Genomic DNA, 19,880 nt, shown 5'->3' on the forward strand with positions numbered 1-19,880 from the left:
GAAAGTGCGTGCAATGTCCGAGAAAAGCCCGAAAGAGCAGCGAGTGCGCCTGATTGACGTCGCGGATGCCGCAAATGTGACGAAATCAGTGGTTTCGCGAGTGCTCAGCGGAGACCCGACTCTCGCAGTCCGCGACGAGACGAGAGACCGGATCCTCGCACTCGCCGCAAATCTGGCCTACGAACCGCACGCTGGAGCGAAAGCTCTGGCGGGTTCGCGCTCAAAGGCACTGGCGTTACTGATTCCCGATCTCACGACCCCGGTTTACGCTCGGATAGCTCGGGGCGCGTACCAACGTGCGCGCGAACGCGGGTATGTCGTGCTCCTCGCTGAAGACCGTGAGGATTCGCAGTCACAGTCCGACTACACCGACCTGGTGAGCGCCGGACGCGTCGATGGGCTCCTCATCGCCTCATCGAGGGAGGGTCACCCTCTCCTAGCCGATGGGCGCCTGAGAACAGTGCCGCATGTGTTCGTGAATCGCACCGTCCCCGATTCTGGACGGAACGTGAGCATCAACCAATCAAGCGCAAGTGCGAACGCGTACAGGTTTCTTTTCGAGCGGGGCCACCGCAAGATTGGGCATATCTCCGGTACCGACACGCTCTCACCGGCGGTCGAACGTGAGCGCGGCTTCGACCAAGCGGCCAGCGATCTGGGCGCCGAGAAGCCGATGGTGGTGCGGGATGACTTCCTGGAGTCGGGCGGCTATCGTTCGGCAGAACTCCTGATGCGCGAGCACCCGGAGATCACCGCACTGTACGCCGGTACGTTCTCCCAGTCGGTCGGAGCACTCAAAGCGCTCCGTGACTTGGGCATTCAAGTTCCCGAAGATGTTTCAGTCCTCTCCAACGACGATCTCCCGCTGGCCAACTACCTGGTGCCATCCCTATCGGCGATGGCGATGCCTCTCGATGAGCTTGGGAGGCTCGCTGTCGACACGCTCGTCGACCAACTCGAGGGCAAGGCCGTGGCCGATGTCGTACTCGAGCACGACGCCGTGGCGGTCGAACGAGGCTCCACTGCACGTGCACGACCCTCTCCGTGACTATCACGTCCGCAACCTATCCCGAGCTCAGAATCTAATTTTTTCACCCGCCGACCGTACCGAAACAGGGAGACCTCCTTGCCTCAAATCGAGCAAATTCGAACTGACTTGTACCGCATTCCGCTGGCGCAACAGCTGACTGATAGCACCCACGGGACCATGGTGGACTTCGAATTGATCACGGTTCGGATCACTGACAGTGACGGGGTGGAGGGCTGCGGATACACGTACACCGTGAACCACGGTGGTGCTGCAGTCGCGGTAATGATCGAGCGTTACCTCACACCGCACCTGATCGGCAAGGATACTGACCACAGAGAAAAACTGTGGCAGGACATGTGGTGGATGCTGCACTATGCGGGCCGAGGTGGCCACGCGACCTCAGCGATCTCCGCAGTCGACATTGCACTGTGGGACATGCACGGGCGTCGACAGAACCAGCCACTGTGGCGACTGTTCGGCGGATTCGACCCGAAGGTCCCCGTCTACGCCGGCGGCATCGACCTGGAGTTCCCAATCGAACAGTTGCTTGCACAAGCTGACCGGTATATCGCCGAGGGTTTCCGCGCTATCAAGATGAAAGTCGGGCGGCCGCTACTACGCACCGATTTGGCCCGAGTCACGAGCATGCGGGAGCATCTCGGGGATGACTTCCCCCTGATGGTCGATGCCAACATGAAATGGGGCGTCGACGAGGCGATTAGAGCCGCCCGGGCCATGCAGGAGTTCGGGCTCATCTGGATTGAGGAACCAACCATCCCAGACGACGTCGCCGGTAACGCTCGGATTGTGCGAGAAGGACACCACGCAATCGCGGCTGGGGAGAACCTTCACTCCCTCTACGAGTTCCAGCAGCACATCACGGCAGGCGCTGTCACGCTTCCTGAACCTGACGTGGCCAACTGTGGAGGTTACACCGTCTTCCGTAAGGTTTGCAGCCTCGCGGAAGCGCACAACCTGTCCGTGACCTCCCACGGAGTCCACGACCTCACGGTTCACGCACTCGCCGCAGCACCCAATCGAACCTTCATGGAAGCCCACGGCTTCGGACTCGACGCGTTCCTGCACGAACCGATGGTCATCGACGACGGGTTCGCCGTCGCTCCAGAACGCCCCGGTCATGGGGTCAACCTCGACTTTGACGCACTTGAATCCGTCCGAAGCTGACCGAGCCAGCGTTCACACCCCGAAACTCCGCCCGGACGGTATCCGGAATCACACAATGAAAGTGGGAATGGAATGACCGCTACACCGTTACGAAAGGCGCTTTTCAGCACAGTCGCCTGTGCCGCCGTCCTCACCCTCGCACTCACCGGCTGCACCAACACCGGCGAAAGCAAAGCCGCCACTTCCGGTGGCGCTGACCAGGTCGTCAAATCCTCAGATGGCCCGACCTGTGCCCTCGCGGACTACAAGGGGGACAAGTTCGAGCTCGCCGACGCTGTCGTCGGTTTCTCGCAGTCAGAAAAGGAAGACAACCCCTTCCGCATCGCCGAGACGCAGTCCATCAAGGACGAGGCTGCAAAGCTCGGAGTAAAGAAACTCATCGTCACGAACGCGCAGTCGACGCTGTCCAAGCAGATCTCCGACATCCAGGACATGATTTCGCAGGGCGCACAGGCCCTGATCGTGGCCCCGCTCAACTCCGACGGGCTCGAGCCAGCACTGTCGGTGGCGCGCGAGAAGAACATTCCCGTCATCACCATCGACCGTCTGCTAAACGCGGAGGGCTGCAGCGACTATGTCACGTTCCTCGGATCTGACTTCGTCGAGCAGGGCAAGCGTGCCGCTGACCAGCTCATCGCGGGCACAGGCGGCGAAGGCAGCATCGCGATCCTCCTGGGCTCGTCGGGCAATGGCGTGACAACGGACCGTCTCAAGGGGTTCGTGGACCAGATGGCCGCAGAGGCGCCCGACATGGAGATCGTCGCCCAGCAGACTGCCGACTTCTCACGCGACAAGGGACAGTCGGTAACTGAACAGCTTCTGCAGGCGAACCCTGAGATCACGGTCATCTATGCACACAACGACGAGATGGGACTCGGCGCCCAGGCCGCCATCATCGCCGCGGGCAAGACCCCCGGTAAGGACATCCAGATCTACTCCATCGACGGAACACGAAATGCCGTCGAACAGGTAGCTGCAGGAGCCTACAACGGTGTGGTCGAGTCCAACCCCCGCTTCGGCCCGCTCGCATTCGCCACACTGAAGAGCTTCCTGTCAGGTGAGGCAGTCAGCCAGAGCATCGTCATCGAAGACGGCGAGTACGACCCGTCGAACGCAGCCGAAAAGGTTGATCTCGCTTACTAACTCGAGCGATAAACGCGGGGTCAGTTGCGACGTGCGCGGCCGGCCCCGCACCCTCCCGACAGAAAGGCCTCGTGCGTGATCACACCAACTGGCACCCCCTGCGATGCGACGGTCCTGGAAGCCCGCGGCGTAACCAAGCGATTCGCTGGAATCACAGCCCTCGACAATGTCGACTTCACTCTTCACCCCGGTGAAAGTCTCGCACTGATGGGCGAGAACGGAGCCGGAAAATCAACCCTCATCAAGGTGCTGACCGGTGTCTATCAGCCGGACGCCGGCGAACTTCATCTCGGGGGCACCACCACCACGTTCGCGCGCCCCCTGGATGCCCAACGATCGGGCATCAGCACGATCTATCAGGAGGTCAACCTCATTCCTCTCCTGTCTGTTGCGCAGAACATCTTCCTCGGGCGGGAACCCCGCGACCGTTGGGGACTGATCGATTTCAAGCAGTTGAACGAAGACGCCCGCACGCTCCTCGACACGTACGACATTCACGTTGATGTCCGGCGGCCGCTCCACCGCCTCGCCCTCGGCATGCAGCAGATGGTCGCACTGGCTCGCGCGGTAAGCATCGATGCGCGTGTCGTCATCATGGATGAGCCAACGTCCTCGCTAGAGGCTCGCGAAGTGGAGACTTTGTTCCGCGTCATCGGGTTGCTGCGCGCCCAAGGCATCGCCATCGTGTACGTGAGCCACCGGATGGATGAGATCTACCGCGTGTGTGACTCGGTCACCGTACTCAGGGACGGCAAGTCCGTTCACTCTGGTCTGCTCGCAGACCTGCCCCGCGTCGAACTCGTGTCAATCATGCTCGGTCGCTCCGTAGAGAAAACGAAACGCGAGTCCCTTACCGCGTTCGGGTCCGCCCGCACGAGCTCCCAGGCACCAACACTCATCGCAACAAACCTCACCCGCAAGCATCAGATCAGCGGAATCAGCCTCGAGATCCGCCCCGGTGAGGTCGTCGGGCTCGGTGGCCTTCTGGGGTCCGGCCGATCGGAGACTCTGAAGGCTCTCGCCGGTGTCATGAAGGTCGACAACGGTCACGTCCATGTCGGTGGACGCCTTGTGAAGAACGGGTCAGTTTCGGCCGCCATCCGAGCGGGCATCGTGATGCTCCCGGAGGACCGCAAGGCCGAAGGGATCATCCCGAACCTGTCCATTCGGGACAACATCGTCCTAGCTGCGCTTCCCCGGCTCTCTGTCGGAGGCTTCACTTCACGGACACGCCAGGACGCAATCGTCGACGTCTTCATGAAGCGGTTGCGTATCAAGGCAACAAGCTCGAGCCAACTCGTCTCTGAACTGTCAGGCGGCAACCAGCAAAAGGTGATGATCGCCCGATGGCTCGCAATGAACCCGCGAGTCCTTCTGCTCGACGAGCCCACCCGCGGGATCGACGTGGGCGCGAAAGCCGAGGTGCAAGCACTCATCAATGAGCTGGCAGACGAAGGCCTTGCCATCGTCATGGTGTCCTCCGAGGTCGAAGAGGTCGTCGAAGGATCGGCCCGTGTCATCGTGCTCCGCGATGGTTCGGTCGAGACCGAACTCATTGGAGACGAAGTCACTGAGCATCATCTGCTCTCGGCGTTGGTCGGCGAGCCCATCACCGTCACGAAAGAACTCCCATGACACAAGCAGCGGTAGCACCCACAGCACAACGCCAGAACCGGTCGTTGGCACATCTCCAGCAGTACGGGGTGTACATCGCCATCGTGCTACTGCTCATGTACAACACAGCGTTCACGTCGAACTTCATCAGTGTAGATAACTTCAGGACGCAGTTCATCCAGATGGTTCCCGTCCTGATCGTGGCGTTGGGGATGGCGTTAGTCATTGGGACGCAAGGCATCGACCTCTCCGGCGGAGCCGTCATGGCCCTCGCGGCAGCAGTCATCCCGCTCTATATCGGCTACGGCCTCATTCCCGCCGCCGCAATGGCAATATTCGCTGGCTGCCTGATTGGCGTGGCCAACGGAGCGATGATCGCGTTCATTGGCGTGCAACCCATCGTTGCCACTCTGGCGCTCATGGTCGCCGGCAGAGGAATCGCCCTGGTGGTGGCCAATGAACAACTGAAGTCCGTAACCAACCCAACGATCCTCTCGCTCGGCCGAAACTCAATCGTTGGAGTGCCGTACAGCGTGCTGGTCGCCATGATCCTCGTGGTCGTTGTCGCCGTCCTGGTGAACCGCACCACTTTTGGCAAGCAGCTGGTGGCCGTGGGAGGGAGCAGGCGCGCAGCTGAACTAGCGGGCCTCCCGGTCAAGAGAATCCTAATGACCACATATATCCTCGCAGCCGCACTCGCGGCAGTCGCGGGAATCATCGCAACCGCCAGGCTCGGGGCATCCGTGCCCTCAACACTCGGCAACCTCATCGAGCTATCGGCCATCACTGCAGTCGTCATCGGAGGCACGCCGCTAACCGGCGGCAAGGTCAAGGTAGTCGGCACGGTAGCGGGCGCCCTCCTGCTGCAGCTCATTGCGGCAACGTTGATCAAGAACAACGTGCCGGATGCATACTCACAAATCACCCAGGCCGTCATCATTCTGATTGCGGTTTACATTCAGCGCGGAAAGTTGGCTGTCCGATGAGCGTCATCGTCCCCGAAGCAGGACTTCCAACGACGAAGCGTTTTGATCGCGAGACACTCGCCTTGGGAGCACAGAAATATGGCGCCACAGTAGTGCTGGCGCTCCTCGTCGTCATCGGTACCATCGCCTTCCCGACCTTCGCATCCGTCAGCAACGTTTCGAACATCGCGACCCAGTCGTCGTTCCTGGTCATCGTTGCCGCCGGAATGACGTTCGTAATCCTCACAGGCGGCATCGACCTTTCTGTAGGGTCTGTTTTCGCCCTCGGCGGCGTGCTGGCAGCCTACGGTTCCACGTTCGGGCCGGTTGTAGCACTCCTGCTGCCACTGGCAGCTTGCGGCGTGATCGGCATGATCCAGGGTTTCCTGGTCGCCTACGTAGGGATGGCGCCGTTCATCGTCACGCTCGCCGGCCTGCTCGGCGTGCGCGGTATCGTCTTCGCGTCGACTAACGCCGGGTCGAACACTCCAATCGTGAGTGACCCCTCTTTTAAAGCAATCGGCCAAGAGACGCTGCTCGGAGTCAGGTGGCCGGTGATCATCGCTATCGTCGTCATCATCGTTGGAACAGTCCTTCTGACGCGGTCGCGCGGAGGCCAGTCAATCCTCGCGGTGGGTGGGTCGGAAAGCGCTGCCGCACTCATGGGTATTGCAGTCGCGCGTGTAAAATTCAGCGTCTACGTCGTCAGCGGCCTGTGTGCGGGCCTGGCCGGAGCCCTCAACGCTGCCTACTCCTCATCAGGTGTGCCAACCGTGGGCGCGGGACTTGAACTCAGTGCGATCGCGGCGGTCGTCATCGGCGGAACTTTGCTAACTGGAGGGCGAGGCAACCTCATCAGCACAGTCGTGGGGGTGCTTCTGCTGAGCGTCATCCAGAACCTCATCAACCAGGTGGGCTCACTCAGTTCGTCTGTTCAGTCGGTAGTGAGCGGCCTATTCCTCGCCATTGTGGTCATCGTCCAGACAGTCCTCTCCCGAACACAACGCCTGTAGCGCTCATTCTCGGTCCACGGCGCTGACCTCGGTGCGATGCCGTGAGCGATTGGTGGCGGATGCCGTTGTGATGCGGCCTCGGACTGGGGAGTCGGTCGGTTCGCAATGTACGGCGGCGACGGTATCCCCGATCAGCCAGCAGAGGCTGCCGAGAATCTCATCCCGGCGAGCTACGCCTGGGGAGCGAAGGAGCGAGCGGAAGAAATATCCTTTTGATCGATTTCGTCAAGCGGCTCGCCACGTAACAGGACAGGGGGGACTGGTCGCCACGTAACAGGACAGGGGGGACTGGTCGCCACGTAACAGGACAGGGGGGACTGGTCGCCACGTTCCGGGTCAGGCCCTGGGACCACGCCTGGACTACCTTCGCGCTCTTCCGTTCAATCAAAATGCCGGCCACGTACTAAGAGGACGCCGAGTTCGTGCACCACGGCGACTGGATGGTCCTCGAGTTCGACCGCGAGACGTCGGAGTTCATTCGACGCCGTCTCGCGCGCTGCCTCGTCCTGTGTGAGAAAAAGTCTTAACGCGGCCTTGTACAGGACCTTCGCTCCGTCCTCGGGCCCGCGCAACCAATCCGGTAGTGCATCCTCCAGAATGTCAGACTAGTGGGCGCGGTTCGCACGCCGCGGCTTCTTGCGGCCGTGCAATTTTCCGGTGGCCGACCGCGCTCACCGGTCTCGGCTGCTGGGTCGCCGGAACCGTGTCCTTCCAGGCGGTCCTCAGTCACACCCCTGGCCGCGGACGCGCGCCATCCGACACGAGTCATTCTCGGGCAGATAGTGACAAATATTTCAGCATCATCTCGGTTCAAAGGGGTGGTTTTTTACCCCCCACCTACGAAATGCTCCGCACCACCCGCACCCTCGGCGTTTTCCAATTGGAATCCCCCGGACAGATGGAACTGATCGGGAAACTCCAACCAGAAGTGTTCAACGACCTGACCGTCGAGATCAGCCTGTTCCGCCCCGGACCCATGCAAGCAAACATGCCCCTGCAATATTTGAAGGCACGGCACGGGGAAGTCGCGCCCGACCACATGCACCCGCGATTCAAACCCTTCCTCGCCGAAACCAACGGCGTCGTCGTCTTCCACGAACAGGTGATGCGACTCTTCGACGAGCTCACCGGCTGCGGGATGGGCAAAGCCGACGTGTTCCGCCGGCACCTCGGGAAATCCGGTGACCTCGCCGAGATCGAAGCGTACGTGCGAAAGCAGGCCGCCACCCGCGGGTTCACGGCCCCCGTCGTCGACCGGGCGTGGAAGGTGCTCTCCGGCTTCGGAAGCTTCGGGTTCGCCAAAGCGCACGGGGCCGCGTTCGCCCGGACCACCTATGAGAGCGCCTGGCTGAAAACCCATCACCCGGCCACGTTCTTCGCCGGGCTCCTCACCCACGACCCCGGCATGTGGCCCAAAGACCTGATTGTCGCCGAAGCCCGGAACCTCGGCGTCCCCATCCTCGGCCTCGACGTCAAAAGATCCGCGTTGGACTACCGGGTGGAACAGCTGGACGACGGGCGCCTCGCTATCCGCCTCGCCCTGCCCGAACTCGCCGGATCCAGTGCGCTCGGGCGGCAGCGGATCGCGGAACATCAACCGTTCTCGTCGTTGCAGGACTTCCGGGACCGGGTGCGGCCGCGCCGCCGCACTTTCGAAGCCCTGGCCCGGGTCGGAGCCCTCGACTCGTTCATCGGCTACAACCGGGCCCGCCGCGGCGACCTGCTCGCCCACATCCAGGGCCTCGGCGGCCGCGCCCTCCCCGTCGGACCCAACCAGCTAGCTTTCGACATTGAGCTGCCGCTGCCTGACTTCTCCCCGTTCGTGACCGCCCTCGATCTCCGCGGCCGCACCCAAACAGACGTGGAACTCAGAGACCTCGGCCTCGCCGTCAGCCAGCACCAAATGACCCGGTTCTACCCCCTCTTCAAAGAACTCGGAGTCACCCCCTCGTCGGAGCTCGTGAACCTGCCCGGCGGCACCGAAGTCCTCGTCGCCGGGGTCCGCCGCGCCACCCACACTCCCCCGATGCGAAGCGGCAAACGCGTCGTCTTCCTCTCCCTCGACGACGGAAGCGGGCCGGTATCCAATGTGGTGTTCTTCCACGACGCACAAGCGCAGATCGGGGCGCCCGTGTTCCGCACCCACTACGCGCTGATCCGCGGCCGAACCCGGCGCACCGGCGCCCGCGGGGTCTCAGTGACCGGTGATCAGATGTGGGACCTGCTCGACGTGGCAGGGAAAGTCCGGGCCCGCCAGGCTGCGGAGCGAGAACGGGAGCGGGTGGTGGTCGAGGCAGAGGCTGCGGACAACGTCATCCAGATGTGGCGGCGGAGAGCCTGACTCTCTCTCGCCACGCCGAATTAGGCGGAAAACATCACGCGGGCGATCCTTGAGCTCGGGCCAGTGACCATCACAGCGATTGGGCGGATCATGTCTTTGACATTCGAAAATCGTGCTGGCTTTCGTTGGTCATGCTAGAGAGTCAATACGCCCTGGAGCACTGTGGCCAGGGAGCCGATGCCGGCGATGGCCAGGACGGCCTTTTTCGCGATCGACTCGTTGATGGTTGAACTGAGGAGGTTTCCGATCACGACACCTGCCACCGCGGAGCCGGCCGCGACCGCCCATCCTGCCGTCGGGAGGTCGGGCACTCCCCGTGCGAGCAGGGACAGAGCGTTGAGGCCGGCGAAGTAAAGCTGAACAGTGGCCAGATACTCTTTGTACTCCCAGTCGGTGGAGTTGGCGTAGATAGCGATTGGCGGGCCGCCCACGCCTGCGGTCACGTTCATGAAGCCGGAGAGGGCGCCGGCGATTCCGGTGCCCCGTGCTCCCACGAAGACCCTGCTTCTGCGCAGGAATACCGTCGCGGCCAGAGCAGCGAGAGTCACGGTACCGATGAGGATACCGAGCCAGCTGGCCGGCAGCGACTTTGCGATCCATGTCCCGGGGACGAGCCCGATCGCGGAAGTCACCAGCAACAGCGCCGCGACACGGAAGTTCACGTCGGACCACAGCGTGATCGCACTGACCAGACACACTCCGAGTCCGACCATCTGCAGGGTTTGGACTCCGGTCACACTGCCCAAAAGCAATACCAGGAAGGGGGCGGCGACCAGGGCCAAACCCATCCCGGTGACCCGCTGAATGAAGGAACCGAAAAACAAGACGACACTGACACCGACGAGAGTGAGCATATCCATCAGACGTCCTGTGCGGCTGGGCCGGGGTTGCCCCGCGGCGCCCGGGCGCCCCCCGCCTCGGCTGCTTTCGGGCACCGAGGCGGAAGGTCGCGCGGGCGGCGGGGATCACCCATGGCGGACGATCTCGGCGATGGGTGCCGGGCCGTCGAACCCCTCGAGGCTGTCGATTGCCTCCTGTGCCACGTCGCCCCACACGTGCACGGTCCACGGCTGGCCGCGAAGGTCGTCGGTGTTGCGGGTATCCGGGGTGACCGGCACGCGTGGCACGACGCCGCCGGAGCGCACGAAGACCGGCATCTCTTCGATCGACACCTGACGCTCGATGAACGTCGGGCCTTCGAAGCGCTCGTCTGTGAAGAAGTCGTACCAGGTTCCGGCCGGCAGGTAGATCCTCCTGGTGACCGGCTCCATTCCGTCGTCCATCACCGGCGCGGCCAGGAGGTCGCCGCCGAGCAGGTACTCGTCGTCGATCGACAGCGCGACCTGGTCGTCGGGGTAGTGGAAGCACAGTGGGCGGATGAACGGAAGCCCGTCGGTCTCGACCTCGGCGCCCACCTGCCACAGGTAGGGCAGCAGGGAATAGCGCAGTCGGATCCAATCGCGGCAGACGTCAAGCGCGTCCGGCCCGAACTCCCAGGGCTCCCGGGGCCGTAGACCGTGCGCCCTCATCAGGGGGGAGAAGGCGCCGAACTGGGTCCAGCGGATGTACAGGCCGGGTGTGAGCTCCGGGCCGTAGAAGCCGCCGATGTCATGGCTCCAGTAGCCCGGCGCGCAGGTAGCATACGACAGGCCGCCTCGCAGTGTGGCCTGCATCCCCACCACTGTGGACTCGGCGTCCCCGCCCCACTGGCCAGGGTAGCGTTGCGAGCCGGCCCAGCCGCTGCGCCCCCACACCAGCGGTGCGCGACCGGTGAGGGTGCCGATGGTGTCGGAGAACAGACCGTTGTAGCGCAGCGGGTAGAGGTTGTGGATGTAATTGCCGGGCGTTCCGTCGGCGGCGGCGGCGCCTGAGGGGCAGCCTTCGCCGAAGTCGGTCTTGATGACGGCCACACCGTCGTCGAAGAAGGGCTTTTGCTTGTCCAGGATCCACTGCGCGGTGGCCAGGTTGGTGACGTCGAATAGGGCGCGCATTCGACCATCGGGGGTCGGAGTGCCCTGGATCTCGGCCAGTCGGCCGTCCGGCATCCGCAGCAGGTGGCCGCCGTCGTCGGCTTCTCTAAACAGCGGCGAGGCCGGATCCAGATAGGGCAGCTCCCACATCGACAGCCGGAATCCCAGCGAGCCGAGGCCGTCGACGAAGGCGCCGCGATCGCCGAAACGGTCGCTGTTCCAGATGAAGTCGGTGTTGAGCCGGTCAACGACCAGCCAGTCTGGGTCGAGGTGGAGAACGTCACCTGGCACCTGGTGTTGCCGCATGGTGTTGCCGACGGCGAGCATCTCCGTGTCGCTGTGATAACGGCACCGTCCCATCCAATATCCGAACGCCCAGAGCGGCGGCCGTTTGGCCCGGCCGGTCAACGCCGTGTAGTCGACCAACCGCTGTTCGACGGATGCCGCGGCGAACAGGATCAGGTCGAGGCCGGCATCCTCCAGCGTGATCCCGAGCACGCTGGGCCGCCGGTGGCCTACGTCGGCGGTGAGGGTCGCGCCGGTGTTGACGAAGGCGGAATAGCCCGCGGTGGAGTGCCACACCGGCACCGGCTTGTAGGCCAGCCCGGTGCCGGTGCCGAGCGCGTCATTGACCTCCAGAACAAGCTCTTGGCCGCTCTTCTCGAACCGGGAGAACTGCTCGCCGAAGCCGAAGATCTTCTCGCCGACGCCCATCTCCAGGTTGAGGTTGATGCTGCCGTTGTGCACGATCACGGGCGGCGCCATCGGGAAGCCGGCCACCTGACGGAGCCGTTCCCCGGTGCGCAGCAGCTGGGTCCCGTCGCGGAATAGCGCCAGGGTGAGGGGAGCCTTGCCGATCCGCAGCGTGGCACCGGACAGTCGAATCTCCAGCGCGTCGCCGGTGTCCCGAAGCTGCGTGCTCTGGTCGCCGTTGGTCGCGGCGACCATGATGCCGGGCCACACCTCGGCTTCACGCCACATCTGGTGCTCGGCCGGGGCGATCGCCACTCTCACGGTCTCCGGCCCGAGGGCCAGCACCCGGCACCGGTACTCGATCTGGTCCAGGCCTGGAAGCTGCAGGTCCTTGGGCAGGTTCGGCATCGTGGTCTCGATGCCTTGCTCCTCCGAAGATTCGCCGGTCATCCACCCGGGTATGCCCGGCAGGGCTTTCGCCGCCATGCCGGTCACGAGGAAGTCGACGCCATGCTCGGTCTCGGTGACGCCGCCGACGTACTTGAGAATGTACGGTTCGGTCTTGGTGTCGATCATTACTTGGTCACCAGGGTTCCGGTCAGATCAGGGGAGTCGGATCCGTCGCCGGCATCCCGCTCGGCGTGTCGAACACCCAATTCCTCCTGAATTTCCACGCAGCGCTCGTCGGACATCTTGTAGACGAACCAGATGGCGATGATCGCGAAGATCGACATGGCCATCGGGTAGAGGAACATCAATGCACGGATGCCGAACAGGGCACGTTCGGACTGTTGTGCCACGTTGGGGGCGTAGGCGACGAGGGCCAGCACCACGCCGGGAATGAAGCCGGCGATGGCCTGGGACAGCTTGCGGAACCAGGTGAACGCCGAATAGGTGAGGGCTTCGCTGCGGATGCCGGACTTCCACTCCCCGTATTCCACAGTGTCGGACACCATGGCCCAGTTGAGGCTGTTCGGCAGCGCACTGCCGAAGAAGGTGAAGCTGGACAAGATCACCAGCGACAACGTGTCATGCACCACGAAGAAGGCGAGGAAGTCGGCGACGAACCAGATGGAACAGCCCAGGATGTAAGTCTGGCGCTTGCCGATGCGCCGGGTCAGCCAGGGGGTCACCGCGACGCCGGGGAAGACCCAGGCGATCGCGAACAGGCCGATGAACGAGAGTGCCCAGGTGTCACCCAGGTTGTACTCGGTGAAGTACACCTGCACCGCAATGCGCACGTTGAAGGCGGAGAAGATGGCCAGGTTGGCCAGGCACAGACCCATCAGCGGGCGGTTCGAGAAGAGCAGGCGGTACTGCTTCGACAGCGGCACCTTGGGAGCGGCGGTCTGCACAGTTTGTGGGCTGCCGACGAAACGCTCCTGCACGTTGTTGTACATCACGTAGATCATCACGGCGCCGGCGATGGCGAACACCGTCACGGCCACGGTGTAGCCCTGGGCCTGGTCCTCGAAAGCGTTCACGATCGGCCAGAACACCACCGTCGAGATCAGCAGGCCGAGCGTGCCTCCACCCTGGCGGAGCGAGGACAGCACTGAGCGCTCCTGCAGGTTGCGGGTCATCGCCGGCACCAAGGCGCCGTAGGGAATGTTCGCGATCGAGTAGACGGTGCCGAACAGCATGTAGACGGCGAAGGCCCAGATGGTGCGTCCGGTCAGGGAGAAGTCGGGAATCTGGAACGACGCGATCAGCATCAGCGCAAGCGGGATGGTCGCGTAGAAGATGAACGAGCGGTACTTACCGCGTTTGCCGAGCTTGGTGCGGTTGTCCACCCAGGTGCCCACCGCGACGTCGGCGAAGGCGTCCCAGATCTTGGCGACCAGGAAGATGGTGCCCGCGATAGCGGGATTGATACCGAGCGCGTCGGTGAAGAACTTCAGCAGGTACAGCTGCCCCATATCGAACAGGAAATTGAATCCGACGTCGCCGGACCCGTAGCCGAGCTTCTCCCTGAGGCTGAGGACCGGCTGCAGGCCCGTTCTAGTGGCCTCGCCCGTCTGTGTGGAAACTCCCATTTTTTTGTCCTCTTCTTTGATGACCGCCGTGGCCCCGGGTGGGGCCACGACGAAGTTGGGTTTCGCACGCGCCAAGTGGTGGCGCGATGATGCTTTCGAGCTTTGGTTGTGCGTTGTTGGGTGGCGGATGCGCGGTTCTAGATCTGGTCGAGCAACCCCTTAGCAAGCGCGGGGACCAGACCGGGTGTGAGTGGCAGGCGGGGGACCAGCAGGCAGTGCAGCAGGTGGTAGATGTCCTGCTTGCCGTTCCAGACCAGGCTAGAGACCTCGTTCTTCTCGTTCAGCTCCTGCCACCAGGATCCGGTCTCGTAGTCGATCAGGTAGTCGCGGCAGTAGTCCCAGAACTCCTGGTAGTAACTGGCGTACCTGGCGTCGCCGGTCACCTGGTGCAGGGCGTAGGCCGAGCCGATCGCCTCGACGATGACCCACCGGATCCGCGAGCGGATCACCGGCTTGCCCTCCCAATCGACCGAGTAGACGAAGCCGGGGCCGCCATCGGTCGACCAGGCGTCACGGACGGCACTGTTGAACAGCCCCTCGGCGTCCTCAACGAGCCAGACCGGCGGGGTCTTGCCCTCGGCCAGCATCGTGGCGCGAAGCTGCACCAGGAGGCGGCCCCACTCGACCCAGTGACCCGGTGTGCCGCCGAAGGCGCGGAACCGATCGCCGGGCGCGTCCTTGTTGTAGTCGAGCATCGGATTCCATTGCTGGTCGAAGTGCTCATTGACTCGGTAGTGGTTGCTTCGGGCCACCTTGTGGATGAGCAACGACGCAATGGAAATCGAGCGGTCCAGCCACACGTCGTCGTGAGTGACGTCATGGAGGATCAAGAACGCTTCGACGGCGTGCATGTTGGCGTTGCCGCCGCGGTAGTCGTCGCACTCGGTGAAGGCCTCGTCCCAGTTGTCCAGACACATGTTCTCCGTGTCGGACCAGAAGTGGGTGTTGACGACGTCGATAGCCAGGTCGAGCAGCTCCCGCGCGCCGGGAATGCCGGCGGCGGTCGCGCTCGCCGCACCCAGCGCGACGAACATGTGCGCGTAGGCCTCCTTCTTGCGGTCGACGACCTGGTCGCCCTCGTTCGCCACCGAGGCGAACCAGCCGCCGTTCACGCGGTCACGAAGGATGCCGTTGGTCAGGCACTCGATGCCGTGGGCGGCCAGGCTTCGTGCCCCCGGGCGGCCCAGGACGGCCGCCGCCGCGTAGGTGTGAACCATCCGCGCGGTGATCCACAGATGAGTGCCCATCTCCTCACGGATGCCGCCGGTGTTACTGATCCAGCCGAAACCGTTGGAAACCTTACCGTTGCGCCCGAACTCGAGGATCCGGTCCAGTTCGGTCTCGAGCCAGCGGTTGTGTGCCGGCATCCCGATCCAGTTCAGGAGTGGATTCATCACGTCTTCCTGGGTGACCTGGGTGCTGATCTGCTCCGTGGTGGTCATCAGCGGGCCGCCAGAGCTTCGTCGACGATCTCGCCGAGTCGCTTGAGCCGCGGCACCGAGACATCCCGCAGCATGGTGGCGGGGTCCGTGGCCCCCACGACGGATGCCCAGACGGCGCGGCCGGACAGGAACCCGGAGGCACCTGCCGAGACGGCGATCCGCACGGCCTTCCCGAAGATGTCCGCGTCGACTCCCGAGGAGAGGATGACCCACGGCATGTTCAGCTCACCGTCAAGCCGACGGCATGCGTCGAAGAGCGTCTTGTCCTCGGCCTGTGCCCCGTAGGGCATCTCGCCCTTGTAAAGGGCGGCTCCGGTGTCGCCGAGCTCGGTGGCGGCAGCGATGATCGCGGCTTCCTTGTCGAAGTCTGCGCCACGGCGGGGAGGCCGCACGACCGGCTCGATGATGCTCAAGAGTCCCGCGTCGCGGCACATCGCGCCGAACTCGGAGACCATCGCCACCCGCTGCTCGGCCGGCTCGTCGGAGCGCCACAGAACGAGCAGCTTGAGCGCCTTCACGCCAGCTGCCCGAAGGGCCGCGGGGTCGATGGCGCGGTCGATCTGCACGCTGTCGACAGGGATTCCGTTGCCGGGCAGGAAGTCATCCGCGGCAACAATGAGCCCACACGACGGGTCGACGGCGTCGGCGGCGAGCACGGCGTCATACGAGAACTGCCGGTCAACGAGGACACCCGATGCGTACGGGCTGATGATCCGGGTTGCCTGCACCTTGAAATCCGTGAGGGTCTGGTCGCTGACCGGTGTTGCGGCGCCGGCGGCCGCGAACATGTTGCGGAGCGCCTCCCGCTGGTCAACGGCGAGCATCGCGAATCCACCTGAGGGGCGTGCGATGTCCTGCAGCGTGGCGGTGGGGGTCGTGAGGGTCGGTGTGGGGGTCATTTTCTGGTCTCCTATGAGTTCGAGTTGTGGGTGAGCACGCCGCGCTCTGGTTGCCCGACGTAAAGCTGGAAGAGTTCATCAAGGGTCGGCACGGCGCTGCGTCCGTCGAGGGCGCGGCAGGACAGCGCCGCGGTGTCATTGGCCTGCCGAAGTGCCTCAGGCCAGTCCAAGCCGCGGCAGATGGCAGAGAGCAAGGCGCCGTGGAACACGTCACCGGCACCCAAGGTGGACATGATCTCGATTCCGCCCGATGCCGGCACGTGCACCGGGCCCGGGTTGGTGCCTTTCGCGAATTCCGCCGACCACCAGGCCGTCGATCCATCGGAACCGCTCGTCGCAACGACCGCCCGGGCTCCCTCAGCGAGCGCAAGACCGGCAGCCTTTTCGACGCCCTCGGCAGTTTCCAACTGGCCATACTGCGCAGCCAGCGACGCGGCTGTGGGGACGTAAAGGTCAAGCAGGGAGATATCAAGCCCTGCAATCGGGTTGCCGGCGTCGACCGCGAGGCGTGGACGACTCGGGGGACTCATCGTGCCGAACAGTTCGGCGACGGGGCCGAACCCGAGGTGATCGACATGAACCCACTCGGCCGCCGTGACGAGCTCAACCGCCCTGGAGCCCATGTCAGCGAGCGACGGCAGTGGCGGAACCGTCAGAGTGGAAATTGCACGCGTCTTGGATTCTTTTGCAACCACGACACACGACGTTTGAGTCGGAGCGCCTGGATCGCGCAGGACAGCTGAGACGTCGACGCCCTCCATCTCGAGCAGCCGCACCGCCTGCTCACCCTCCGGGTCGGCACCCACGCGGCCGACAAAGGCCACCGAAATGCCTTGGCGTGCGAGCACAACGGCGGCGTTAGCTGCCGGCCCACCCCCCACAATGGCGATCTGGTCACCGACAACGCGTTCGTCCGCGGCCGGGTATCGGTCCACGAGCGCCAGGGCGTCGATGGTCACGACTCCGACGCAGACAACCTGAAACAGACTGGGCATCCTTGCTCCTCCCAAAAGTAGCGCGAGGACCGGGTCGCCACTGATTCTGGGTGACTCGCTGCGCCAGTTGTTGACTCTACCCCAGTTTGTGGGAATACAAACACAAAGATCTGTTGGTTTCACAACAAACTCGCGAATGGCGACACGGAAGCATGCGCGCTGAGCTCCGCCACGGGCATGCAGTTGCGGCGTTTGTCCCTGAATGAGGCCCAGTGGTGGGCCAAAGCACTGGAGCACGAATTTGTGAAGAATGTTACATTCGTGCGTTTCTGATCGTTGGACAAGGCTTTCGACCAGAAGTCAGCGCAAAAAGTGCACACTTCATGCGCGAGACAGAGCATTCCTGCGCGGAGGGGACCGAGAACCCCTCGATCAAATGGGGACCTTCAGTGGCGAAGTGTCGAAGTGTCGATTCAGAATGTTGCAGCGTTAGTGCGCTCTGACTCATTGGGCAGAACGATCTCGATGCCGTCCGCCTGGAGTCGCTCAGCAATACCAGCGGGAGGTTGGCGATCCGTCACCACAGCGGACAGCCGGCCCCAGTCGCAGAGAAAGACCGGCCCGCGAGCCGAGAACTTGCCGTGGTCAATCAACAGCACGACACGGTCAGCGATATCCATGAGTTCCAGTTTGACGAGCCTTTCGACATCCGCGGAGGCATAAACGCCACGCTCGTCCACTGCTGCGGCAGCCAGATAAAAGGTTCGGACACGGTAGCGGTGCGCCATTTCGACGGTTGCCGAACCGACGAGGGCGCGACTTGCACGGTGCAAGTCACCACCCAGCGCGATCACAGTCACGGGCGGCTGGTCGAGGAGGCGGTTGACTACTGGGAGCGAGTGGGTGATGACCGTCCCATGGAAATCTGAGGAGAGAGCTCGTGCGAGCTCGATCGTCGTCGTGCCGGCATCAATGGCAATCACGTCATCGGGCAGCACACACGCGGCTGCGGATTGGCCAACCGTTCGTTTGGCAGCATTCCGGGCGCTCTCTCGTCCGTTGTATCCCGGAGCATTCGGGTCGTCATCCGTTTCAGCACGTCGAAGCCGAACGCCACCATGCACAGCGACCGCTTCCCCGTCCTCTTGAAGCCGCCGGACATCACGCCGGACGGTCATCTCCGAGACACTGAGGCGTTGTGAAAGCACTGCAATTGAGGCGAAACCAGTCGCGCGAAGGCCTTCAACGATTGCCGCACGGCGCTCGGGTGCCCCCGTATAGCGCATGGGTTGAGCGCTCATTTCGCTGACTTCCTTTCGATTGGACTAACAACTTTAAATCAAACCGGAGGAATTTCACAATCTTCTCACAAACTAGTGCTCCAGTTGTCCCAATGCGGCAAAGCGATACTTCTTCGTTAACTTGATTGCAATCGTGACTCACCACCGAATTTCTGGTAGATAAACAACACAATGTTGTGCGCACGGTCCCAAACAAGGGCTATAGTCGAACAGGCAGCGCAGCTCGGTGCCGCATCTTGTGGCAGCCCAGTATTCGCGCTGCTTTTATGGAGGAGCAAGGATGCCCAGTCAGATTCAGTTGCCCACAACGATGAGCCCCATCGTCCCCAGCGACAGCATCGGTTTCGTGGGCCTGGGAGCCATGGGTGGAGCCATCGCCCGAAACCTCGCCACGGCTGGATGGGCCATGCGCGTGTTCGACCTGTCCGGCCCGGCGATTGACCGTGCTCGCGGGGCCGGTGCCGTCGCTGCTCTCTCCGCGACGGATGCTGTCACCGGGTCCGCTGTGGTGTTTACATCGCTACCAACGCCCGAGCTGGTGGAGAAGTTTTGGGTTGAGCAGGCCCCGAATCTCGCCGCCGGTTCCATTGCGGTCGATCTTTCAACGATCGACCCCACGACTTCTCGTCGAATCAGCGACATGATCGCATCCTCCACGTCCGCGTCCTTCGTTGCCTGCACGGTGGGCAAGACGCCGGCCCATGCCGAGAAGGGCGAGATTCCCGCCTTCGTTGGCGGTACTCCCGAGGACATCGAGCGCCTCTCTCCACTGTTGAAGGTGCTATCGAACAATGTCTACGACATGGGGTCCGTCGAAGGAGCTACGATCTTCAAGCTCGTCTCCAACCTTGTCGGGATGAGCAACCTCGCAGTCCTCGCGGAAGGGTATGTCCTCGCCCGACGCGCAGGGATTCCCGCTGACATGTTCACGGAGGCACTGCGCACGACCGGGGGCTGGTCTGTTCAGGCAGACCTCCGTCTTGATTGGATGGTCGAGGACGACCTCGCCCCAAGGTTCGCAGTCGACATGGCTGCCAAAGACTTGCGACTCTCGGTCAACGCCGCCGCCGAGTGGCACGTCCCAACCCCCATGGCCGCGGCCTCCCTGTCCGCATTCACTACTGCAAGTGCCTCCGGCCACGGTTCACTGGATGCCGCCGCAATCGTTGAGCCACTCGACCCACAGCGGGTGGCTCGAGGGAATCGCGCCGCGAGGTAAGCGGTACGAGGGCGTCCCACTCCCCGGCTCGCCCCGGGCTGACCAAAACGAAGCTTTGGGGGCGCCGTCGGTGCTGATGAGGTGCAGCGAGACC

The 19,880-nt window shown here is 63.1% G+C and carries 15 protein-coding genes; 8 read left to right on the forward strand and 7 right to left on the reverse strand.

Annotated features, from left to right (window positions below; genetic code table 11):
* The first annotated feature begins 13 nt into the window (after positions 1–13).
* From E3N86_RS04650 to E3N86_RS04680, 7 genes are all read left to right on the forward strand, one after another.
* The gene (locus E3N86_RS04650; protein ID WP_166785009.1) at positions 14–1,048 is read left to right on the forward strand and encodes a LacI family DNA-binding transcriptional regulator; all 1,035 of its coding nucleotides are present in this window, start codon (positions 14–16) and stop codon (positions 1,046–1,048) included.
* Between the two features lie 159 nt (positions 1,049–1,207).
* Positions 1,208–2,215, forward strand: coding sequence for a mandelate racemase/muconate lactonizing enzyme family protein (locus E3N86_RS04655; RefSeq protein ID WP_134511432.1), 1,008 nt, complete (start codon positions 1,208–1,210; stop codon positions 2,213–2,215).
* A 72-nt stretch (positions 2,216–2,287) separates the two neighbouring features.
* A complete protein-coding gene (locus E3N86_RS04660) occupies positions 2,288–3,358 on the forward strand; it encodes an ABC transporter substrate-binding protein (protein WP_104101764.1) in 1,071 nt (356 codons plus the stop codon).
* A gap of 75 nt (positions 3,359–3,433) precedes the next feature.
* The gene (locus E3N86_RS04665; protein WP_134511433.1) at positions 3,434–4,993 is read left to right on the forward strand and encodes a sugar ABC transporter ATP-binding protein; all 1,560 of its coding nucleotides are present in this window, start codon (positions 3,434–3,436) and stop codon (positions 4,991–4,993) included.
* A 68-nt stretch (positions 4,994–5,061) separates the two neighbouring features.
* Entirely contained in the window at positions 5,062–5,958 is an 897-nt protein-coding gene (locus tag E3N86_RS04670) for an ABC transporter permease (protein ID WP_206751006.1), read from the forward strand.
* Positions 5,959–6,020: 62 nt separating this feature from the next.
* Positions 6,021–6,950 (forward strand): ABC transporter permease, encoded by a 930-nt coding sequence (locus E3N86_RS04675; protein ID WP_241985949.1) that lies wholly within the window; start codon positions 6,021–6,023, stop codon positions 6,948–6,950.
* An 844-nt stretch (positions 6,951–7,794) separates the two neighbouring features.
* Positions 7,795–9,291, forward strand: a complete 1,497-nt coding sequence (locus tag E3N86_RS04680; protein WP_134511436.1) for a hypothetical protein — start codon at positions 7,795–7,797, stop codon at positions 9,289–9,291.
* Positions 9,292–9,425: 134 nt separating this feature from the next.
* Here E3N86_RS04680 and E3N86_RS04685 read toward each other — a convergent pair whose 3' ends face one another.
* From E3N86_RS04685 to E3N86_RS04715, 7 genes are all read right to left on the reverse strand, one after another.
* Positions 9,426–10,151, reverse strand: a complete 726-nt coding sequence (locus E3N86_RS04685) for a sulfite exporter TauE/SafE family protein (RefSeq protein ID WP_134511437.1) — start codon at positions 10,149–10,151, stop codon at positions 9,426–9,428.
* Positions 10,152–10,256: 105 nt separating this feature from the next.
* Positions 10,257–12,530 (reverse strand): glycoside hydrolase family 31 protein, encoded by a 2,274-nt coding sequence (locus tag E3N86_RS04690; RefSeq protein ID WP_134511438.1) that lies wholly within the window; start codon positions 12,528–12,530, stop codon positions 10,257–10,259.
* Positions 12,530–13,990 carry an MFS transporter gene (locus E3N86_RS04695; protein WP_134511439.1) on the reverse strand — a complete coding sequence of 487 codons (1,461 nt, stop codon included), beginning with the start codon at positions 13,988–13,990 and terminating at the stop codon, positions 12,530–12,532. The genes E3N86_RS04690 and E3N86_RS04695 overlap by 1 nt, the downstream gene beginning before the upstream one ends.
* Before the next feature lie 137 nt (positions 13,991–14,127).
* On the reverse strand, positions 14,128–15,432 hold the full coding sequence (locus tag E3N86_RS04700; RefSeq protein ID WP_304990861.1) for an AGE family epimerase/isomerase: 1,305 nt from the start codon (positions 15,430–15,432) through the stop codon (positions 14,128–14,130).
* Positions 15,432–16,331 (reverse strand): aldolase, encoded by a 900-nt coding sequence (locus tag E3N86_RS04705; protein WP_134511440.1) that lies wholly within the window; start codon positions 16,329–16,331, stop codon positions 15,432–15,434. Before E3N86_RS04705 ends, E3N86_RS04700 begins: the two co-directional genes overlap by 1 nt.
* Before the next feature lie 11 nt (positions 16,332–16,342).
* Positions 16,343–17,326 carry a carbohydrate kinase family protein gene (locus E3N86_RS04710; RefSeq protein ID WP_134511441.1) on the reverse strand — a complete coding sequence of 328 codons (984 nt, stop codon included), beginning with the start codon at positions 17,324–17,326 and terminating at the stop codon, positions 16,343–16,345.
* Positions 17,327–17,739: 413 nt separating this feature from the next.
* Positions 17,740–18,567 carry a DeoR/GlpR family DNA-binding transcription regulator gene (locus E3N86_RS04715; protein WP_134511442.1) on the reverse strand — a complete coding sequence of 276 codons (828 nt, stop codon included), beginning with the start codon at positions 18,565–18,567 and terminating at the stop codon, positions 17,740–17,742.
* A gap of 280 nt (positions 18,568–18,847) precedes the next feature.
* Here E3N86_RS04715 and E3N86_RS04720 point away from each other — a divergent pair, with 280 nt between their 5' ends.
* The gene (locus E3N86_RS04720; RefSeq protein WP_198412877.1) at positions 18,848–19,786 is read left to right on the forward strand and encodes an NAD(P)-dependent oxidoreductase; all 939 of its coding nucleotides are present in this window, start codon (positions 18,848–18,850) and stop codon (positions 19,784–19,786) included.
* Positions 19,787–19,880: the final 94 nt, after the last annotated feature.

Origin of the sequence: Cryobacterium sp. Hz7 (assembly GCF_004402815.1) — a bacterium.
Lineage (GTDB): Bacteria > Actinomycetota > Actinomycetes > Actinomycetales > Microbacteriaceae > Cryobacterium > Cryobacterium sandaracinum.

What these genes read in the sequence shown, in the direction of transcription:
- E3N86_RS04650 (WP_166785009.1), top strand. Translation starts at nt 14, where the DNA reads ATGTCCGAGAAAAGCCCGAAAGAGCAGCGAGTGCGCCTGATTGACGTC.
- E3N86_RS04655 (WP_134511432.1), top strand. Translation starts at nt 1,208, where the DNA reads ATGGTGGACTTCGAATTGATCACGGTTCGGATCACTGACAGTGACGGG.
- E3N86_RS04660 (WP_104101764.1), top strand. Translation starts at nt 2,288, where the DNA reads ATGACCGCTACACCGTTACGAAAGGCGCTTTTCAGCACAGTCGCCTGT.
- E3N86_RS04680 (WP_134511436.1), top strand. Translation starts at nt 7,795, where the DNA reads ATGCTCCGCACCACCCGCACCCTCGGCGTTTTCCAATTGGAATCCCCC.
- E3N86_RS04685 (WP_134511437.1), bottom strand. Translation starts at nt 10,151, where the DNA reads ATGGATATGCTCACTCTCGTCGGTGTCAGTGTCGTCTTGTTTTTCGGT.
- E3N86_RS04690 (WP_134511438.1), bottom strand. Translation starts at nt 12,530, where the DNA reads ATGATCGACACCAAGACCGAACCGTACATTCTCAAGTACGTCGGCGGC.
- E3N86_RS04695 (WP_134511439.1), bottom strand. Translation starts at nt 13,990, where the DNA reads ATGGGAGTTTCCACACAGACGGGCGAGGCCACTAGAACGGGCCTGCAG.
- E3N86_RS04700 (WP_304990861.1), bottom strand. Translation starts at nt 15,432, where the DNA reads ATGACCACCACGGAGCAGATCAGCACCCAGGTCACCCAGGAAGACGTG.
- E3N86_RS04705 (WP_134511440.1), bottom strand. Translation starts at nt 16,331, where the DNA reads ATGACCCCCACACCGACCCTCACGACCCCCACCGCCACGCTGCAGGAC.
- E3N86_RS04710 (WP_134511441.1), bottom strand. Translation starts at nt 17,326, where the DNA reads ATGCCCAGTCTGTTTCAGGTTGTCTGCGTCGGAGTCGTGACCATCGAC.
- E3N86_RS04715 (WP_134511442.1), bottom strand. Translation starts at nt 18,567, where the DNA reads ATGAGCGCTCAACCCATGCGCTATACGGGGGCACCCGAGCGCCGTGCG.
- E3N86_RS04720 (WP_198412877.1), top strand. Translation starts at nt 18,848, where the DNA reads ATGCCCAGTCAGATTCAGTTGCCCACAACGATGAGCCCCATCGTCCCC.